The organism is Streptomyces sp. NPDC055287 (assembly GCF_053646035.1).
Window position 1 is genome coordinate 1 of the sequence record NZ_JBSHNE010000044.1, and the last position, 16,010, is coordinate 16,010.

Annotated in this window: 12 protein-coding genes and 1 pseudogene; 5 read left to right on the forward strand and 8 right to left on the reverse strand. The window is 66.5% G+C overall.

The annotated features are described in order from the left end of the window. The coding region (locus ACWIHY_RS34785) for an integrase core domain-containing protein (protein WP_454380421.1) at positions 1–118 on the forward strand (118 nt) is incomplete at its 5' end. A 29-nt stretch (positions 119–147) separates the two neighbouring features. Here the strand turns inward: ACWIHY_RS34785 and ACWIHY_RS34790 are convergent. Continuing rightward, positions 148–789, reverse strand: coding sequence for an HNH endonuclease family protein (locus ACWIHY_RS34790; RefSeq protein WP_454380392.1), 642 nt, complete (start codon positions 787–789; stop codon positions 148–150). Here ACWIHY_RS34790 and ACWIHY_RS34795 point away from each other — a divergent pair. After that, positions 740–1,048: pseudogene (locus ACWIHY_RS34795) on the forward strand (DUF6207 family protein); the annotation flags it as partial. The gene ACWIHY_RS34790 and the pseudogene ACWIHY_RS34795 sit on opposite strands and share 50 nt — an antisense overlap. A gap of 247 nt (positions 1,049–1,295) precedes the next feature. On the opposite strand, the gene ACWIHY_RS34800 reads toward ACWIHY_RS34795, so the two are convergent. Then, complete coding sequence (locus ACWIHY_RS34800; RefSeq protein WP_454380393.1) at positions 1,296–1,775, reverse strand: lamin tail domain-containing protein; 480 nt, start codon at positions 1,773–1,775, stop codon at positions 1,296–1,298. Between the two features lie 680 nt (positions 1,776–2,455). Here ACWIHY_RS34800 and ACWIHY_RS34805 point away from each other — a divergent pair. Continuing rightward, positions 2,456–3,094, forward strand: coding sequence for a hypothetical protein (locus ACWIHY_RS34805; protein ID WP_454380394.1), 639 nt, complete (start codon positions 2,456–2,458; stop codon positions 3,092–3,094). Positions 3,095–3,554: 460 nt separating this feature from the next. Next, positions 3,555–4,808, forward strand: a complete 1,254-nt coding sequence (locus ACWIHY_RS34810; RefSeq protein ID WP_454380395.1) for a hypothetical protein — start codon at positions 3,555–3,557, stop codon at positions 4,806–4,808. A 42-nt stretch (positions 4,809–4,850) separates the two neighbouring features. On the opposite strand, the gene ACWIHY_RS34815 is transcribed toward ACWIHY_RS34810, so the two are convergent. The 3 genes from ACWIHY_RS34815 to ACWIHY_RS34825 form a co-directional block, all read right to left on the reverse strand. After that, complete coding sequence (locus tag ACWIHY_RS34815) at positions 4,851–6,323, reverse strand: UvrD-helicase domain-containing protein (RefSeq protein ID WP_454380396.1); 1,473 nt, start codon at positions 6,321–6,323, stop codon at positions 4,851–4,853. 70 nt (positions 6,324–6,393) lie between these two features. Continuing rightward, on the reverse strand, positions 6,394–7,263 hold the full coding sequence (locus tag ACWIHY_RS34820) for a DUF6083 domain-containing protein (protein ID WP_454380397.1): 870 nt from the start codon (positions 7,261–7,263) through the stop codon (positions 6,394–6,396). A gap of 158 nt (positions 7,264–7,421) precedes the next feature. Beyond that, positions 7,422–7,685, reverse strand: coding sequence for a helix-turn-helix transcriptional regulator (locus ACWIHY_RS34825; RefSeq protein ID WP_454380398.1), 264 nt, complete (start codon positions 7,683–7,685; stop codon positions 7,422–7,424). Positions 7,686–8,347: 662 nt separating this feature from the next. On the opposite strand from ACWIHY_RS34825, the gene ACWIHY_RS34830 reads away from it, so the two are divergent. Continuing rightward, entirely contained in the window at positions 8,348–8,995 is a 648-nt protein-coding gene (locus ACWIHY_RS34830) for a hypothetical protein (RefSeq protein WP_454380399.1), read from the forward strand. Between the two features lie 898 nt (positions 8,996–9,893). On the opposite strand, the gene ACWIHY_RS34835 is transcribed toward ACWIHY_RS34830, so the two are convergent. From ACWIHY_RS34835 to ACWIHY_RS34845, 3 genes are read right to left on the reverse strand one after another with little or no spacing between them, the layout of a single operon-like run. Further along, complete coding sequence (locus tag ACWIHY_RS34835; protein WP_454380400.1) at positions 9,894–14,672, reverse strand: putative T7SS-secreted protein; 4,779 nt, start codon at positions 14,670–14,672, stop codon at positions 9,894–9,896. Then, complete coding sequence (locus ACWIHY_RS34840) at positions 14,672–15,286, reverse strand: hypothetical protein (RefSeq protein ID WP_454380401.1); 615 nt, start codon at positions 15,284–15,286, stop codon at positions 14,672–14,674. The genes ACWIHY_RS34835 and ACWIHY_RS34840 overlap by 1 nt, the downstream gene beginning before the upstream one ends. Further along, positions 15,283–15,675 carry an SseB family protein gene (locus ACWIHY_RS34845; RefSeq protein ID WP_454380402.1) on the reverse strand — a complete coding sequence of 131 codons (393 nt, stop codon included), beginning with the start codon at positions 15,673–15,675 and terminating at the stop codon, positions 15,283–15,285. The genes ACWIHY_RS34840 and ACWIHY_RS34845 overlap by 4 nt, the downstream gene beginning before the upstream one ends. Positions 15,676–16,010: the final 335 nt, after the last annotated feature.

Below are 16,010 nucleotides of genomic sequence, written 5' to 3' on the forward strand. Positions count from 1 at the left end.
GTTCCGCTGGCTTTCCTACTACAACCGGCGCCGCCGCCACTCCGCGCTCGGCTACCGCACACCAGCCGAGTTTGAACAACAACTGATCACGACACGTACGCTGTCACTCGTCGCATGAAACACGGTGTCCACTCCCCGGGATCAACCTCAGACCTCCGTGGAGGGGCACTGCTCGGCCAGGTCGAACAGTGCGGCTTGTTCCTGCGGGTCGACGGACAGGTTCCAGCGGAGCTTGGTCGCGGTCCATTCCGCGGTGTACTGGCAGTGGACTTCACCGGCCGGCGGCATCCACGTGCCGGGGTCCTGGTCAGACTTGCTGCGGTTCGAGCGGGCGGTGACGCCGACCAGCGAGGTCGGGGCGCCCAGGTCATTGGCGTACGCCTCACGGCGCTGTGCGGTCCAAACGGAAGCGCCGGAGTCCCATGCTTCGGCGAGGGGCACCATGTGGTCGATGTCCAAGCCCGAGGGGCCGGACACGGTCGTCGCGTCGTAGTACGACCACCATGTTCCGCCGGTCAGCCTGCAGCCGGGGCCGACGGTCGGCGGCTCGACCGCTTCCGCGATCAGGACTTCGTTACGGGTGTTGCAGCCGTCGGTGGGATTCTGTCCGGTGTTCCAGTGGCGGAACTTGTCGCGCGTGTACCCCTCACGGGATTCGTCGGCGGTCTCGAGTTGGTGGACCGCGGCGCCGAGAGGAAGAGTCTCGGCGGCGTGGACGGGCGGGGAGACGGTCACGGGAATGAAGGCGAGTGCTGCGGCCGTGAGGGCGCGCTTCAGGTTTTGGATCACGAACGCATGGATAGCTGGGCGTGCGCAGCGGGCGGGCGAGGATGCCCGACGGCTCACTCGCCCGGGTGGTGGGATTCACCGCAGAAACGATGCCGCTGCCCTACAACCCTCTGGCAACGAAGCGCCCTCCGACGGGCCCTCAGGTCGTGAGCCCGGACTCGTCGTCCTGGACATCAGCGCCGCGGACGAGGCGACCGTCCACGCTGTCATGGCCGACCTCGGGGAATGGTGGTGGGCCACCTCCGGCACCCCGGTACACCGCGAGCCCGGAGTTGACTTCGCCGCCGTGACGGGCTCCCCGCTGCGAGGAGCGGCCCGAGCGCTTGCTCGTAAGCACCTGGAACCGCGCCGTCCGACCGCCTCGGTGCGGGGCGACCATGCGCCGGGCCTCTATCGCAACCGCCCGTTGGCACGGCTTTGCGTGAGCGGGCCTGCGAGGGGGCGGCGCGCCGTTGGCGTGCCGCCCTGTGGTGCCCTGTGCCTGTGGTCAGGTGGGGGCGGTGTGGTCAGCCGCGGTGGTGTCCGCCGCGGCCCCAGGACTCGGTGTCGACGGTGTGGCCGCGGTCGTTGCGCAGGGTGGCGGTGTCGGAGTGGTTGTCCCACATGTAGTGGTGGCGGTCCATGTAGAGGTCGGTGCGGGTGTCGCGGCCGACACCGGTGTGGATACGGACGGTTGAGCGGCCGGCGAGGCGTACGTCGTGGAAGCGGTAGCGGTTTCCGTCACGGTCGCGCAAGGTCCAGCCGTCCAGGTTCACTGCACGGCGGTGGCTGTTGGTGATCTCGATCCACTCGCGGTTCAGCGACCGGTTGGAGCGGTTGTCGAAGCCGGGGCTGTCGGCCTGGACGGCGCTGATCTCGACGCCCGAGCGGCGCTGCTGCCGGTCGCCGTCACGGTCGTGGGCCATGGCCGGCAGAGCGGCGGCGGAAACGATCGCGCCGGCCGCGAGAACGGTGGCGGCCAAACGACGGGCGGAAGAAGCAGACATGAGTGATGTCCCCTCAGATCATGTGCACCACCGGCCGAGACACGGCTGGTGGTGCGGTGTGGTCCCGGCTCCCTGTCGGTGCCGAGGACCCAAACTCTGGCCCGTCGGCACCGGCCGTTGGGGTGCGCCTGACACCACGTTACCGATTACGGACATTTCCGTAACACGCGCATGTATAGCGCATGAATGGACAGTTAGGCGTGAGCCTGACATTCACTGACAACTACACCCACCCGTTGAACTGTAAACAGAAAGCGCTTGCATGCTTCGGCGCACGACCCGACGCGCCACCCCGCGCACCACCCCACCCGCAGGGCCGGATCTTCATAACAGGCGTTCTGCACGTTTCTTCGCACACCCGAACCCACGCCGCACACACGCGCGAAGAAAGAGGACGGGCGGCTCCTGCAGCGACGGAGGAACAACCGCAGGAGCCCGCCCTGACCAGCGCCTGCCCCCGAAACTCATGCGCATGCCCCCGGCCAGCAAGAAGCCGACCAACCCGCTCCGGGACGATGGACACGGCCCGTGTGCTGCGCAAATAGGCCAGTCGTTTCCCGGCGGCTGCCGAGGCCGGCCATCTCTTCTCGGATCCTGCCCTCGCCAAGGACGCCGGTCATGGCGGGCCGTGCAACCCTCCGCCCAGGCCAGGCTTGGGCATACTTCGCAACAATGGCAGCATGGCTGAGATCACCCCGCAGTTGCTCGAACGGGCTTTGCAGAAGGCATGTTCGTCCTTCGCTCCCGATGAGCTGGCCTACCTCGCCCTCACGTCGAAACCCGAGCACCCGATCCGCGACCGCCTGGCTTGGCTGCTGCACACCGAGCTCCCCGGACACATCGCCGCGCGGGAGTGGAGTCCCAACGGCGCCCGGGGGCGCACCGATCTGGCCGTCCTCGACGAGGCAACCCACGAGCCGCTGGCCCTGCTGGAGCTGAAGGCGGCGTACACGTTCGACTTCGCGCGCAAGCAGCAGGCGACGGTCGAGAAGTACAGCCGGTACATGGCAGACGATCTGGCCAAGGCCTCTACCGTCAGCGCCGGCAGAGGGCGGGTCTATGGCCTGCTGCTTCTCACCCATCCCACCAGCGCCCCCAGCCAGCCGACCCCGGTGGTCAAGTACGGGCTCGACATCTCACGTTCCCTCGCCCAACTGCGTACCGACGACCTGTCCCGTGCCGCACGCCAGAACGCCCGCCTCATCCTTCAGGCACACGGACACGTGACCGACGGCACGATCAGGGCAGGGACAGCCTTCGGCATCGACGTCGACATCAACTACCTACTGGTGTCCACAGGCCCGTGCCCCCTTGGGTAATGATGATCGAGACTTACCTCGCTGACTGACGCGCCCGTCTCGCGTTCGGCCGGCACGACGCGACAGGGCAGGAAGGCATGGTCGGGCTCGAGTCGCTGACCGCTGACGACGAGGCCGTGCTCGTCCAGACGGCAGAAGGTGGTCAGGTCAGGGCAGGCGAAGCCCGCCGTCGGGGTAGCGTCAGGCGCGTCGAGGTCTTCTGGGTGAGGCGCATAGGGGCCCCATCGTCAGGAGACCTCTTACCGGCCCAGCGACGCGCTGACCTTCATCTCACCCCAAATATGGAGAACCGGTGTCGCCTGGAGCTTTCCGTTGGCGCAAGGGCAGTGCGCCCCTAAACCTGTCTCGGTCAGCACGCCGATCTCCCGTGATCGGAATACCTCGGCCCCTGCACCGGTGATCACGGCGCGCACCCCGACTACCGTCAACCAATTGCGAGAAACCACTTCAGGAGCGGACGATGGGCAACGAGATTCAGCTGATCAGTGACGGTGATGGACTGGCGGTCATCGGGAATGCGGCAGATGTCGAACGCTTCCTCGTCTCGGAGGGACTGTCGTCGAAGGACCTCGGACTCCAAGGGCTCAAGTCCGGCGTCCGTACCGGGGCTGTAGTCGCGCAGGCAGGTTCGGAGATTGCCGCCAACTCCGGTCGCTGGGTGAAGCTGACTCAGGATTCGACACAGCGTGTAAAGAAGTACGGGCTGAGGGAAAGCTCGAAGACGGGTCTCAGTACGGGTGTGGTGAAGGGGCACAAGGGCCAGGTCAGGGGGTTCGTCGAATTCGTGAAGGGGCCCCGATCGCTTCTGACCAACCCGGCAGTTCTCGCCAATGCAGCGAAGCTCATGTCGCAGGTTGCGATGCAACAGACCATGGACGAGATCACCGACTATCTTGCCGCGATCGACGCGAAGGTCGACGACGTGCTGCGCGCGCAGAAGGACGCTGTGTTGGCCCGCATGATCGGAGTGGGCTTCGTCATCGAGGAAGCCATGACCGTCCGCCAGAAGAGGTGCGGAGTCGACGAGGTTACGTGGTCGAAGGTGCAGGGCGCGCCGGCGACGATCGCGGAAACCCAGGCGTACGTATTGCGGCAACTCGATGCACTCGCGGAGAAGATGGAGCATAAGGTCAAGATCGGGGATCTCGCCACGACGGCCAAGGAAGCTGAGTCCGTGGTTCGGGAGTGGCTCGCTGTTCTGGCTCGCTGCTTCCAACTGCAGGATGCGATCGCCGTGCTAGAACTCGACCGGGTGCTGGACGCGTCTCCGGAGGAGCTGAACGGGCATCGCCTTGGGCTGAAGGCTGCCCGGCAGGATCGGATGGAACTCATCTTGCGGAGCACCGAGCGGCTGGTGGCCCGGATGGATGCGGTTGCTGGCAGGGCCAATGCGAAGGTGTTGCTGCACCCGACCAAGTCTCCGGCTGTAGTCGAGTCGAGCAACCAAGTCGCAGCCGGCGTCTATGACTTCCATGGGCGGCTCGGGATTGAGTCTGGTCGCCAGTCATCGGAGGCGAGACGATGGGTGGAGGCGGCCGCGGAGGCGAGGGACAAGGCGCTCGAGACAGGAGCAAAGGGCGTCGTTGCCGCCAGGAGCCTCGGCAACGAGACCCTCGACCGGGCCAGCTCGGTAAAGGGCAGGCTCTCCAGCGGGATCGCCGAGCGAGTGCGCCGTCGGCGCGGGGACGGGGAGGCACGCGACGAGGAAGGCTGAGTGAGGCCGAACGTCAGCCACATGCGCAGCCCGGCTTCATTCTCAACTGCGAAGAGCCGGATTCCCGTCGGGGTGGTGGTGGATCCAGGACAAGCCTCCGAGGTCGAGGCGGGCGCGGGCGCGGGTGACGGCAACGTAGGCGAGGCGTGCTTCGGCATTGTCGATCGGCCCGGGAACAGGCCGGCCTTGCGCGTCCTGGCGGTCGGTGTCGCGGGGAGGGGTGAAGTCGTCGGCGATTTTGACGTTCGGCCATTCACGGCCCTTTGCCCGGTGGGCAGTGGAGATGGTGACCTGCGCGTGGGCTTCAGGGGCAAGTTGGTCCACCGCGTGAAGGACCGCTTGGGTTCCGTGCTGGTCGATGAGGTCGACGAACGGTCGCAGGTCGCCTCCGGCGGGGTCGCGTTCGGCGTAGTCCTGCAGCTCACCCCAGGTGGAGAAGAGGAGCAGTTCCGGGTGCCAGGTACGGCGGCCTTCTTTGAGGTCGCGGGCCGCGGTGGCGAGAGTCCGCAAGCTGTCTCCTCCCCCGGCCAGCGCCACCCGTTGACCGGTCTCGAGGTGCTGCAGTACCTGGGTCATGGCGCCCACGTTGGTGCGGCACAGCACGGCGTCCGGGTGTTCGACCGTCTGGAGTGCGGTGGGGATGGTGGCTGTGCCGGCGAGGCGGATGGGGGCGTCTGCGATCGTCAGCCACCGGTTGGCTTCGGCGGCGAGGCGGGGGCCGAAGCGGAAGGACTGTGACAGGGACAGGGAGCGCCCGTCGAAGCCGGTCATGACGTCGCGGGCGCCGCGCCATCCGTAGATGGCCTGGGCTGAGTCGCCGACCATGACGAGCTGGGCGTGGGTGCGTTGTGCGGTGAAGATCTGTTCGAGGACGGGGTTGGTGTCCTGTGCTTCGTCGAGCAGGAGGAAGTCGGCGTCGATCTTCGGTTCGGACAGGGCCCACATCTTCAGGTAGTGGTCGTGGTCGAAGCGGACGCTTCCCTCGTGCGGGTGCTGGAGGTCGGCCCAGGCCTTGTGGGCGAATGGCACTACCGTCTGGGCCAGTTCTGCGTGGAGGTCGTTGTCCTCCAGGCCGCGCAGGTGGGGGACGTGGCGGCGGGTGATGACGGGGTCGGCGGAGTGGCAGAAACGCGTCACCGTGCGCAGCACGGCGTGGGATAGGGCTTTGTGGAAGACGTCGCGTTCGCCGATGCGGACGCTTTTGGTGATGCCCAGTGCCATGCCGGTCTTCCAGCCGGCCTGGCGGGGGCCGCCCAGGCGAGCCGCGTAGCGGTGGCCGATCGCCGCATAGGCGAGGGCATGGGCAGTTCTGCAAGTGACGGTGGGCGGGAAGCGCTTGGCGGCGTCGAGGGCGATGGGCTTGTTGAAAGCGATGTATCGGCCGCGGCGCGCGGTGGTGGAGGCGAGCAGGACGAGCGTGCTGGTCTTGCCGGTACCCGCACCGGCCTGCAAGGCCAGATGGTCACCGGCCGTGAAGGCATCAGCGGCCGCGGTCTGTTCATCGGTGGGGTTCAACACCCGATTGCTCCTCGTAGAGGGTAGGGCGAATGCGAGGGTGAGCAGCCGGGCAGCTGCGGAGCTGCACTCATGACTGTCTGCGGCGCTTGGGGGCGGTAGCGGGGAGACGGTTGTGGATGTGCTGGTGGTGGAGCCGCGGGTCGAAGACTTCCCAGTCAGCGAGGGCGACGTGTGCGATGTCGGGTGCGGTTGCGTGGGCCGGGCAGTGCTGCGTGCGCCAGCGCAGTTGCTCGGCGTACGGCAGATGGGTGAGGTCGTAGACGGCCATGTTGGCCGCGGGTGGCGCCGGCTTTCCGTGCCGGTTCAGGACTGGGGTGGGAAGGAGCGCCCACTCCCCCGCCGGCGCGTCCGGGGTTAGGACGGGGTGGGGGCAGCGGTGGCGCCGGCGGGTCTGGGCGATGCACTGGATCGCGTCGACCGGCCTGGCGGCGAGGTAGCTGCGGTGAAGGATTCGCACGATGGGCCGGGCCGGCCGGCAATCCGCGGCCCTCGCTGCCGCCAGCGGGAGATGGGGAAACGTCGTGATGGCGCCGGTGTCGATCAAGCGGCGGGTGCGCAGCGCGAGGCGTCGGCGCAGCTCGATCAGCTGTGGGGTGAGAGGAGTCGTGCTCTGCTGGCTGGGGCACAGGGTGTGGTGAGTGACGCGGCACCAAGGAGAGGCGTCGGCTGTGGGGTGGGCGATGCCGGAGCAGACGTGCCAGCGGCAGGAGGCCGGGACGGCGGCGGCCTCGAGTTCCTGTGGGTGCAGGGCGATGCGTTGTTGATTGGTGCGGGTGTACCAGTGGATGAGGTTGCCGCAGTCGTGGCACCGGGCTGGTTGGGCGGAGCGCAGGAGCCGGGTGGGGCTGTCCGGGTGGATGCGCAGGGCGCGCGGGCGGCACGCGGCGGCAGAGCTGGGGTGTGGGCGGTGGTCGGGTGAGGCGGTGGTGGAGCACATGGCCGCGAAGGTGACAGGCGACGCGCCGCACACGCGGCCACCGTGCCGCCCCTGTCCCGCGAACGGCCCAATCCGTGGGAACGGGTGCGCCATGGCCGACCGTATGCGCTACGGCGGCGACCGGATCGGGTGATCCGGCGACGGGAGAGCGGGGAGGGCTATTCGGCCGCTTCGGCAGGGGGCGTGTGGCCGTCGCAGAGGGTTGAGAAGAGGTGGTCGACGGAGACGTTCAGCGCGTGGGCGAGGGCGTGCCAGGTGCCCAGGGATCCGACGGTTCGGCCCTGCTCGATCTCGATGAGGGTGCGTCTGGACAGGCCACTGCGGCGGGCCAGTTCGTCGTAGGTCCACCCGCGCTCACTCCTCAGCCGCGCGAGCTCCAGACGGAGCGCGGGGAGGTTCGGGTCGGGCGGGAAGATCGTCACCCACCCATCCGACGGTGCAGAACCCTGCCCTGTCAGTGCAGACCTCTGCCCTATTTCCGCAGGTGACCACCCTGCACGCAGGGCAGAGGTCTGCACTACGGTGGGCGGCCAAGACCCCGCTCCCCCACAACGACAGAGGGAACCCGGGCCGGCGCCACGCCGGAGGCAGGAGGAAGACGCGCACCATGAGGCTGTGCACCATGACCCCACCCATGCCCCGCACCTGGACAGTGGAACTACGCCCGGACCGGAACGGCCCGTTGCTCTATTGCCCACGGTGCTCGCCGGGCGGGCAAACGTTGCAGGCGATGGCGGCCCGGCCAGCGATTCTGGCCCACCTGGCCCGGCATGCCCGCAGGGATGCCCTGCCCGCCCATCTGCGCATCTGCCAGTGTCACGAACATGGCTGCCGATGGCACCAACGCCACCGCGGCTGCGCCGGCCGCATTCTGCTCGTTCTGTGCCGCGAACAAGGCGGACGGGTCTGGCGTCTTGCTGACGCTTGCGCTGCCTGCGCAGGTGCCACACCGTACGCGGCGGTCGTACCCGACTCGGATTTCACCACCGCGCCCGCTCTACAGTCGACTACGCCCTCAAGTCGAGGCGGGCTGCAGCGAAAGCGTCCGCGGCTTGAACCTTCGAAGCAAATCCGGATCCAGGAGATGCTCAGTTATCTCGCCTCAGCCTTGCCCTTCGTGGCTGGCGCCGAAGCCAGATTGCTGGCCATCCAATGCGCGCTGCGCACCGACGCCCTTGGGAGGACATGGCTGCCCAGCGGGCTCCTGCGCAGTCTGCGCCTGGCCCATGAGCCTGCACTCTGGCAGGAGCTGGAGGAGATCCGCTGGCTACGCCGTTCACCGATCAGTACTGCCAAGCCGCGCCACCCCGGAGTAGCCGTCCACCTACTCGACGTCGGCCTCCTGACCCAGGCTCCCGGCCGTGCAGGGCGCAACCAAGCTGCGGACTGGGCCGCGCGCGTGGCGTCGCGTTTGCCCGTGCGGCGACTGCTGGCAACAGAACGGCTGGCGACATTGGCACTGACCGCGCACCTCGGCACTGGCACAACCCTAGGCATTCTGGGAGCCGACTGCGTGCGCCGGGCCTGCGGCATGAACCTTCAGGACCTCCTCTGCACACTGGACCGGCTCGCGACTGCCGGCGTAGTCAAAGAATGGGCGTTCGACCCGGCGACAGAGGATCTTCACTGGGAGCTCGACACTGACGCGTTCACGACCACTACCGGAGCAGGCAGGGGGCCCAGAATCGTCCAGGACAGATTTCGTGATGCCCAGTGTGATGAGAAGCCATAAAACCTCCAGGGCCACTCACCTCCCCTAGTCTGTCGACCGGGCGACAAGGACGGGTGCTGCCGCCGATGACCTTGGCAATGCGCTCCGGCTGTTCCCGATGGGCGAGCAGGCAGGCCCCCGGAGGCCAGCCGCTCTGCGCTCCGCTACGCCCGCACCTCGGTGGCTGGCGACCGGAGGTCTGCGTGTAGTACACGTCAGGCTCCGGCCGACTTTCGGCTTGCCGGGCCCGTGTCATCGCCTTCTGTAGTCAGCAGGTCATCCAGGGCTTCAGCGGCGGGCCCAGCCGCTCCGCGTCGGCGAGCCGGTGCGCCTCACCCTCGAAGACCGTCTACCAGCGAGGTGACGGTCGCAACTTGCCGGTGGACAAGTGAGCAACTTCCGGGTCAGAACATCCCTGGGACGAAACCCGGCAAGCGAGAAGTTAGATAGCTGGACAGGGCGAGACTGCAACCAGGCGAGATCACCACCCAGTGTCGGCTTGATGCCCGAGAACTGGAGCGAGCCCACCTGACGCATCACTCGGCCGAATTTTTCATCGGTGTTCAGTGAATTTCTGAGGCAGGAGCCCGGAATCCCAAAGTTCGTCCAGGCGTCGAAGGAATGCACTGAAGTCTCGCTGGAGTTCTTGGCGCTGATCTGGTCGGAGCGAGCTCAAGGGATCGGAGAACTTAAATAGACCAAGATCTGGGCCGGTCCATCCCTTGAACCTCCGGCAGGATGCACACCAGGCGTACGTGATAAGCGACGTACGTCCACTTGCGCTGTTTCGATAGACGTACGTACGAACGCAATGGCAGCCGCAGGCTGGGCAGGTGCGCTCCTCTGGATGCTCGGAAAAGCTGGGCCCAGCGACCAGTTGCTGCTCTTGCTCTCGAGTGAATTCTCGCACTTCATCCACCTATCTACTTTGCCGTTTAAATTGGTCAAGCATCCGCTGGCCGTATTCTTCGGCGGCCCCCTCAGATCCTCCCCATGGATTTTCGGAGTTGCGCGTTATTTCAAAATGGCGATGATGGTAGATCTCATGATTGATTGTTGCGACCGCCTCATCCAGATCTCGAAGTCCAATGTCTGATATCTCGATCAGTGGAAGGTTTCTTGGCCCCTTCATCGGAAACCCGTCGGCCGTGTGGGGGCTGTTTCCGAAGGCTATCCCGGTGGGGGTTCGAATCACTGGCACGTGAACAATGTCGTAGTCAGTCACTGACATTCCCGCACGCCCCAGTTCCATCTTCACCTGGTTGACGCTCACGGCAGGTCCGTGCTGCCCCCCGGGACTGTTCTGCGACTCGCCGCGGTAGTTGTCTTGACTTCGCTCACTTCGCCCACAGGGAGAGAGCCCGAGAGGATCTGTCCACGTCTGCGGGTTTTTCACGTAGGCATTTGGGTTGTCTGCGGGTGCTAGGCCCAGGGGGTCTGGCGTCAGGTATCGGGCTGTTTCGGGGTCGTAGTGGCGGAAGTAGTTGTAGTGCAGGCCAGTTTCGGGGTCGGCGTACTGGCCGGGGAAGCGCAGGGGCGTGTAGGCCGTCGCGGTGTGGTTCCAGGCTGTGGTTCCCCAAAGGGTGGTGCGCGTCCGCCATGCGATGTCGCCCTGTTCGTCGACAAGCTCTGTCGGGGTGCCGACGAGGTCAGTGACGATCGCGTAGAAGCGGGTGTCGATTTCTTCCTGGGAGCCATCGGCTGTGGTTTTGCGTTCCGTTTGCGTGAGGGGGTGTTGGCCGTCGTGGTCCCAGGTGAGGGTCAGCCCGCCCGGTGGGGTGCCGGGCGTGTAAGCCGTCTGTTCGCACAGCGTCGTGCCGTCCCAGGTAAAGTCGACCTGCTCCAGGACTGTTGCGGAGTCGTCTGCCGCGAGGCGCTGTTTCGCGATGCGGCGGCCCAGCGGGTCGTACTGGTAGCGCCAGGTCGTGCCGTCCGGCGTGAGGACCGAGACCAAGCGGTCCTCCGCGTCCCACGTGTAGCGCCAGGTGTCAGGCTTGCGGGACATGCGTGGCTTCTGGCGGAGTGTGATGCGACCCGCGGTGTCGTGTTCGTAGCGCACTCGGCCCGCAGTGCGGATGTCTGTCCCGGCGTAGGTGCGCGGTCCCACCGCCTCCTGGCCCGGCATCGGTGCCGGCCAGGATGCTGAGGTCTGGTTTCCCGCCTCGTCGTATTCGTAGGTCTCCGTCCAGCCTGCCGCGTGGATCGCGGTAACCCTGCCTGCGGAGTCCAGGTCGAAACTGCTGGATCCGTTGAGCTGGTCATCGATGCCGACCAGGTTGCTGTCGGCGCGGTATGCATAGGCGCGTTGCTGGATGCGGCGGCTGAAGGGGCCGGCCAGCCCCTGTTTGGTCAGGCGGCCCAGGTCGTCGAAGGCGCTGGTGAGGGTCAGAGTCTCGCCGAGGTGACGGGAGACTTCGCGGCCTGCCTCGTCGTGTTCGAAGATCAAGTTCCGGCCGGAGGTCGTCAGTTTGGTGCGGTTGCCTGCCGCATCGTAACTCCAGGTACTGACCGCACCCATCGGGGTCGTCCGGCTGGTCCGGCGACCTACCGCATCATAGGTGTAGGTGATCGCGCGACCGTTGATTGTCTCAGCCAGCAGGCGGCCTGCATCGTCCCGTTCCAGCGTCAAGACCGCGTCCGGTCCGGTCGCCCGTGCCAGGCCACCCGTCACGTCGTACTCGTACGTGGTTACCGCCCCATCCGCCTCCTTCACCACGGGGCGGCCCAGCACATCCCGCTCAAAGCGGATCACTTTGCCGGAGGCTGTCATTCGGGACACCAGTTGACCCGCCGCGTCGTGACGGTAGGACAACGAACGCTCGTCGAAGTCCGTCTCCGCTATCAGGCGGCCGGCCGGATCATACTCATACCTCCAGTGCATTCCTTGGGGGTTGGTGACCTTCCGGAGCTGCAGTTCCGTGTCGTGCTCGAACTCGTAGCGGATCCCGTCCGGTCCCGTGCGGGCCGACAACAGGTCGAAATGCGTGTATTCGAAGGTCGAGACCGCGCCCAGCGCGTCCGTGTGCGACGTGCAATTACCCTCGCCGTCGTACGTCCACGACTCCGTACTCCCGTCCGGAGCGGTACGCCTGGCCAGCTTGCCCTCGACCGTCCACTCTCGCCGCGTCGTCGCGCCCAGCGGGTCAGTGACGGCGACCGGGCGGCCGAAACCATCCCGCTCGTACCGCGTCACAGCGCCCAGAGGATTCGTGATCTCCAGTGGGAGGCCGAACGCGTTGCAGCCAATCGTTGTCGTCGCGCCCAGGGCATTCGTGACGCCGGCCAAATGGCCCCACTGGTCATACGCGAAGCGCGTCGTCCTGCCCGAGCTATCCGTCAACAACGTCCGATTGCCGAACTCGTCGAACTCCTGGCTACGACGTGATCCGTCCGTTCCTCCAATTGAAACGGGCAGTCCGAGGTCGTTGTAACCGATGCTGGTGTAGGCGCCATCCGGGCGGACGGCCATCACCAGCCGTCCTGCGTCGTCGTAGCCGTAGCTGGTGGTGCGGCCCAGTGGGTCTGTGGTGGTCAAGGGGCGGTCGTGCTCGTCATACGTGTGGTGGGTGGTGGCTCCGTCCGGGCCTGTCTCGGAGACGACTTGTAGACGGCTGTTGACCAGGAAGCGGGTGGTGTGGCCGAGTGAGTTGGTCACTGTGGTGGTCTTGTGACCTGTAGCCGGGTCGGTGTCGTCGTAGGTAAAGCTGTTGCGCAGGTGACCGGCCTGCCCGGACTGGTAGGTGCAACGGTGCTTGTCGTCGTAGACGTAGCTGTACGACGAATTGTTGGTGTCCGTCCACACGGTGATGCGGCCCAGGTCGTCGTTGGTGAACCGAGTGGGGATGCCGGAAGAGCGGGTCACGGTGGCGAGGTGGCCATGGGTGTCGTAGCCGAAGCGGACCAGTTCCTGGTCCCCGCCGCCTGGGGCTGCGTCGGCCAGGTGCAGGGCGGTGATGCGCTCACCCTCGGTGGTGATCTTGAGGTGGTAGCCGGCGGAGTGCACGATGCCGGTGGGGGTGCCGTCTGTGTTGTAGTCAAAGGTGACGTACTGGCCCGACCTGTCGGTTATCTCGCGGAGGAGGGCGATGCCGTTGCCGTCGCTTCCAGGAGAGGTGAAGTGCCGGGCCCGGCCGACTACCGGGTCGGTGATCGTGTAGTTGCCGTGTACGTCGACGGCCAGCGGGTGCGGGTCGCCGGAGTCGGGCATGACCGGGATGCCGGGTGCGGGGTGGGGATAAGTCATCAGTGCGCCGTCATGGCGGGTATGGACGACACCTTGAGCGTCGATCTCCAGATGCTCATCCGCGGTGGACGCCCAGGAGGGGCCGAACCAGTACCCGTTTCGGTATGAGGACTTAAAGATGCGAGAGAAAGTCAAGGCCAGTGTGGCGGGGAGGGCGATATCGGTCTGCGGCAGCACCATCCGGCCCGATGCCACGTCGACTGGGTCGCCCTCGTAGCGGGACTTGTCCGGGTTGCGGCTCGTATCCCGCGCCCCATCGGCGTGGTCTCGGCCCTTTCCTGCGACTCGTCTCAGCCCGCCCTTGGCCACCCCGCCCGCACCCTTGGTTCCGATCAGGTTGGAGAGGAACCTGCCGCTGGAGTCTCCGGGGTCGCTCGACCACCCCGTGCCGATGATGCCCTTCGGGATGCGCTCCGGATGAGCCACCGTGCCGAGCAGGTTTGTGGCCAGCAAATGCTGCTGCTTGCCCCACTCGGCGGGGTGGGTGATGTTGTACGGGTCCAACGGGTTGAGCGTGCGCGCCAGAACCACCATGTCACCCGCGCCCTTGGCGAATCCGCCGACGACGTGCGAGAGGTTCATGCTCGCGCTGAGGACGGAGTCTTTGGCTTCGGCTCCGAGCCGGTCAGTGAGTCCCGGTTTCTGCGGAGCCTGCTCCAATGCCTGCTTGACGCGCAGGTACGCCTCGCGCGCGGCCTCGGTGCGCTGGCGGCGCGCCTCGGTGATGATCTCCTGCGCCTCGCGGCGGCCAGCCTCACCCGGGTCCTGGAACGCGCCTGGCTGGGTCGGCTTGGGGCCCGGGTCACCGCCCGTCGCGGCAACCTCGTTGTACTGGGTGGCAGCCTGGTTGTATTGGGCGACCTGCTCATCATGGGCCTTGGCCGCGCTCTGGCTTGCCTGCTGGGCACTCTTGTACGCCTCGATCGCGGCGGCGGCCTGCCCCTGGGCCCAGCTCACCGCATCTGCGTACGCCTTCAGGGCCTTGCCGGCTTCCTCACAGGAGTCGGCGGCCTTCAGCCACGCGGGCGGCTGCATGCCGAACTTCTCCCGGAACATGTCGCCGGCCTTGCCCTGCCAAGCGCCGCTGTCCAGGCCGCGCAGCCCTTGGCCGACCGTTTCGAACGCCTTGCTGAAGTCGGCCAGGTGGGATGCCCGCGCCTCGATCGCCGGGGCGCTGCCGTGGATGAGTTCCTTGGGGTCATCTGTTTCGCCCAGTTGCCGTTCTGGGACATCGCCTCCCAGGCGGTTGTTCACGCCTTCGCCGTAGTCCCGGACGCCTTCGGCGATCCGGTCGGCGCCCACGGCGGACAGCCCGTCGGCGACCTTGTCCGTGACCTGGTTGGTGGCCTCGCCGACGCTTTCCTTGGCGGAGTCGAGAGTGTTCTCGGCCTTTGCGCCGATGTGGTCGACGGTGTTCTTGATCGCGCCGCCTATGTCAGGCAGGTCGATCCCCATCAGCGCTCACCCTCCGCGGAGCCTTTGGCGGGGTTCTGCTCAGCTTCGGGCGGACTGTCCCACTGCCATTGGGTGTCGTCCTGCCACGCGTTCCAGGTGGACGTCTCCAGATCCTCCGCCAGTTGGTCGTTGGCCTCGCTCTTCTGCCGTTCCGCCTCGACGATGGACTGAGCGCTGTAGTCCGCGTCCATGAAGTGGCCGATCGGGTTGCCCCTGAGGACCGTGTCCTTCACGGACGTCCCCTCGATCTCCTCCTGAGAGGCGTACGGGTTGCCGGCGACCTGATTCCACACCGTCTTGAACGTGTTGGCGGCGTAACGTTCCTGCTCGTGATACAGCCCCGCGTTCAAGCCGAGGCCGGCGGCGAAGTTGTTCGCGTCCTGCATCAGGGTGCGCACTCCCCACCCCCACCGGTCGCAGAACTCCGCGAAGATCTCCTGCAGCGGCTTGTCACCCAGCTCCAGCCCGGCCAGCTCCAAGTCGTCGAACCCCCGGCCCAGATTCGCATCGACATCGAACCCGAGCTCCTTGAGCTCGTCCATCGCCAGGTTGATGCCCTTGGTGATCTGCCCCAGTGACTCGGTATCCGCCCGGTACCCGCCCGCGTCACTCATACCGCAGCCCCCGCCACGTCGAGTGCCACCGCGTCCGGCACGATCCCGGCCACCGGCGGCAGCACCAGCGGCGCCGCACCCGCCGCATCCACCGCGATACCGACCGGCCCGCCAATGTCCGGAATCACCCGATCCAGAAGCCGGGCCCCGAACACGGGCACCCACTCATCGATAACCTCGCCCCGCTGCCCGGCGAAAGCCTCCAGCGCCTCTACACCGGTGAAGGCGAACAGCCAGCGCACCGGACCCGTCGCCACCGACAGCAACCCGCCGTCTACCACCGGCACCAGGACCTCACTGCGCCGGAACTCACCCACCAACGCCCGCAGATCCCCCGCCCCGGTCCCGGCCAACTCCGTCAGCCGCAGCGCCAACGCCTCAGCACGCATACCCGCCACCCCCGTTACTCATTGCGCACGCGAACCAGCACCGTAACCGACCCGTCCGACAACCCACCAACAGCACCAGACACCGGACACCCAAGATGGCGCGAAGAAGCCAAGAAACGCACATGCCTGCTACTTGCTCCACCAGCACGGACACCCCTCCACCTCAGCAAGGGCGCACTCCACGCCCTTGCCTGAGGCCCACGGCTAAGCCACAAAGAAGTGCCCGTGAGATCCGGAGAGGGCCCAACCATGCAGAGAACCCCGGTAGTTGCGTTTGAAACTAATCCGTCGCGCGAGGAAGCCGCGCGCTCAAACGGCTCTGGATATCCCACGCC